This window comes from Paenibacillus sp. P4_E11, assembly GCF_056401635.1.
The window spans coordinates 1-2,580 of record NZ_JBFUIX010000324.1 but is presented as its reverse complement, the minus strand read 5'-3'; the positions used below and the strand labels follow the sequence as shown (position 1 = coordinate 2,580).

The 2,580-nt window shown below is 49.6% G+C and carries 4 protein-coding genes; 2 read left to right on the top strand and 2 right to left on the bottom strand.

Features of this window, described 5'->3' with window-relative positions; translation table 11 throughout:
* Both AC1DWB_RS33475 and AC1DWB_RS33470 read left to right on the top strand, forming a co-directional pair.
* Nucleotides 1-793: putative nucleotidyltransferase substrate binding domain-containing protein (locus AC1DWB_RS33475; protein WP_477545407.1), on the top strand; the 793-nt coding region annotated here is incomplete at its 5' end.
* Nucleotides 790-1,521 (top strand): exonuclease domain-containing protein, encoded by a 732-nt coding sequence (locus AC1DWB_RS33470; RefSeq protein ID WP_477545406.1) that lies wholly within the window; start codon nucleotides 790-792, stop codon nucleotides 1,519-1,521. The genes AC1DWB_RS33475 and AC1DWB_RS33470, both read left to right, overlap by 4 nt.
* Here AC1DWB_RS33470 and AC1DWB_RS33465 read toward each other — a convergent pair.
* Together AC1DWB_RS33465 and AC1DWB_RS33460 are read right to left on the bottom strand one after the other, a co-directional pair.
* Nucleotides 1,484-1,927, bottom strand: coding sequence for a M67 family metallopeptidase (locus tag AC1DWB_RS33465; RefSeq protein WP_477545405.1), 444 nt, complete (start codon nucleotides 1,925-1,927; stop codon nucleotides 1,484-1,486). The genes AC1DWB_RS33470 and AC1DWB_RS33465 overlap by 38 nt on opposite strands.
* Nucleotides 1,928-2,005: 78 nt before the next feature.
* Nucleotides 2,006-2,580, bottom strand: a 575-nt coding sequence (locus AC1DWB_RS33460; RefSeq protein ID WP_477545404.1) for an MFS transporter, incomplete at its 5' end; no start/stop codon positions are given.

The window sequence follows — 2,580 nt, the reverse complement described above, 5'->3', positions numbered from 1 at the left end:
GGTGTATGCAGACCCAGATGAAGCGGAGTCGGAGAAGACGGATACGTATTACCGTCTGTTGGCAGAAGAGGTATTCCGATCGTTGCAGGAGATTGGGTATCCTCCGTGCGAAGGGAATGTGATCAGCACGAATCCGCAATGGAGGAAGCCGCTGTCAGAATGGCTGCGGATGATTCAGGGCTGGTTCGAGAACTCGGATTGGGAAAGTGTTAGGTACTTATTGATATCGTCGGATTTGCGGTGTATTCACGGAGAGGAGTCGCTCGTATCCGCCTTGAAGATTGCCTTCCATGCCGAAGTGAGCAAGCGGCCATCCATAATGGGCGATATGTTGCGTAATACGTTGCATCACAAGCTGTCACTCGGGCCATTCGGCAACTTGATTACGGAACGATATGGACCTGATGCAGGAGGATTGGATATTAAGTATGGTGCATATATTCCGTTAATCAACGGGGTAAGGCTGCTTGCGATCGAGGGTGATGTCCGTGAAACTTCATCATTATCCAGGCTTGATGTTTTGGTCGGACAAGGGATTATTGATCCGGAATTGGGCAGTCGCTGGAAAGAAGCGATACAATTCGCTTTGTGGTTAAGGACGCAAACGCCATATCAGACTGATCATGGCATCTATACCACCAGAGGTATACTGCAAGCTGAACAGCTGAGCCGGGAGCTGAAGCAACAGTTAAGACGCGCTCTGCGTGACGGACAGGAGCTGCAGCAGGTTGTCAAGAAACGGACCGAGCGATTGCTTCTGAACAACCGGACGGATCGGAGGGATTCGTTATGAAAGACATGTCAGCCGTCGGGCGAATGTGGCACCTCTACAAGAAGGGCGGCATTACACCTGCTGTCGCTTCGATGTTCGATGCGCATAATGCGCAGCATATGGCCTTTATCCGTTCTTTTATGAAGGAACAGCGCAAGAACAGCTTGTATGAGATCGGATTGGAGAATCTGGAAGCGGTTGTCTTCGATCTGGAGACGACCGGCTTCTCACCTTATAATGGAGATGAGATTCTTTCTATTGGGGCGGTTTCCGTCACTGGCGAACTGATCAAGCATGAGGAAACGTTCTACAGCTTGACGCAGCCAAAGGGTAAAATCCCGGAGGAAGTGGTGCTTCTGACGGGCATTTGCATGGAGGAGGCGGCACAAGCGCCGGAGCTGATCACGGTATTAAGAGAGTTTCTGGAATTCGTCCAGCATCGTGTGCTGATCGTTCACGGGAGCGGTCATGACAAGCACTTCTTGAACTCGGCTTTATGGAAGACATCTAAGGTTAACTTGTCCCATCGACTGCTGGATTGCTTGATTCTGGCCAAGAGAATGCATCCCAAGCGAAGTAGCTATAGTCTGGATGCGTTGCTTGAAAGCTATGAAATCGAAGCAGATAGCCGGCATCACGCCTTGTACGACTCCATCATGACCGCGAAGCTTTGGGGGAAGCTGTTGCGTGAGGTGATGGAACGGGACGTGCTTACGCTGGGGGATTTATACGAATATTTAAGCCATTGAACCAATCGCCGCTAATTGCGGTTGAGTGGTTTTTTGTTGTGTAGGCGAACCATTCTCCCGTTTCCATGGCGATGATCAGATGAACAGGAAGATGCGACCAAGCCGAATCCAAATCTTGTAGCGAAGGGATTGCAGGTGCCGTCGGGTGAGAGTGAAAGATGCCGATTAGTTCATCAGGCTGATGCTCCCTCCATACAAGTGAGACCCATTCCCTGGCATCGAAGCTGAAGGACGTCTCAGGCTGGGAGGCGCGATTGGTAATCGGGATGAAACGAGTGATCTGCATTTCGCTGGAATCGATCGGATTAACGAACCCCATTAGTGCACCACATGCTTCCTCGGGAAGCTTCATCTGGCAATAGCTGAGTAGTGCCGCGGCCGTGCGTTGATCTATTGTAACTGCCATGGGGCGTCTCATCCTGTTCATCGGTTTGTTAGGTGTATAACCCGCTACCTAACTAACATTATACCTACATTTGCTTCCTCAGTTCACCTGTTTATCCGGTTTGATCAGGAAAAACACAAGGCCGAGCGCAATAAGAGATAAGACCGATACGGAAATGAACACGATGCGCTCCGACTTCTCCATCATCCAGCCGAATAAGGGAGGTCCTACGGCAACTCCGAGGAATCGTAAGCTGTTGTAGAGGGATGTAATCATGCCTCGTTGTTCCTTCTCGACTGAACCGGTAATTAATGTGTTCAGGCAGGGGAGAAGCATGCCGGTTCCGATACTGCTAATGGTGAGCAAGCCGATGAAGACGTACAAGTTTTTGAAGAAAAAAATAGTGGAGCCTAAGGCTGCAACCATAAGCACTAAGCCGATATTCATCAACCAGCGCATCAGAATCCCGTTTTTCTTGATCACGCTGCCGGTCGTATAGGATGTCACAACCATGCCAAGCAACGGGATCGCGAGGACAAGTCCTTTTTTTACCCCGTCTATATTGTATGGATCTTTCTCCAGAATGTTTGACAAATAAAACAATACCCCGAACAAGATGAACAAGCCGAGTGAGCCGGCGAAGAAAGAGGTAATAAGCCATTTTCCTTTTTTCT

Excerpts from the sequence above, each read along its gene's own strand:
- AC1DWB_RS33470 (WP_477545406.1), top strand. The coding sequence starts at position 790 with ATGAAAGACATGTCAGCCGTCGGGCGAATGTGGCACCTCTACAAGAAG.
- AC1DWB_RS33465 (WP_477545405.1), bottom strand. The coding sequence starts at position 1,927 with ATGGCAGTTACAATAGATCAACGCACGGCCGCGGCACTACTCAGCTAT.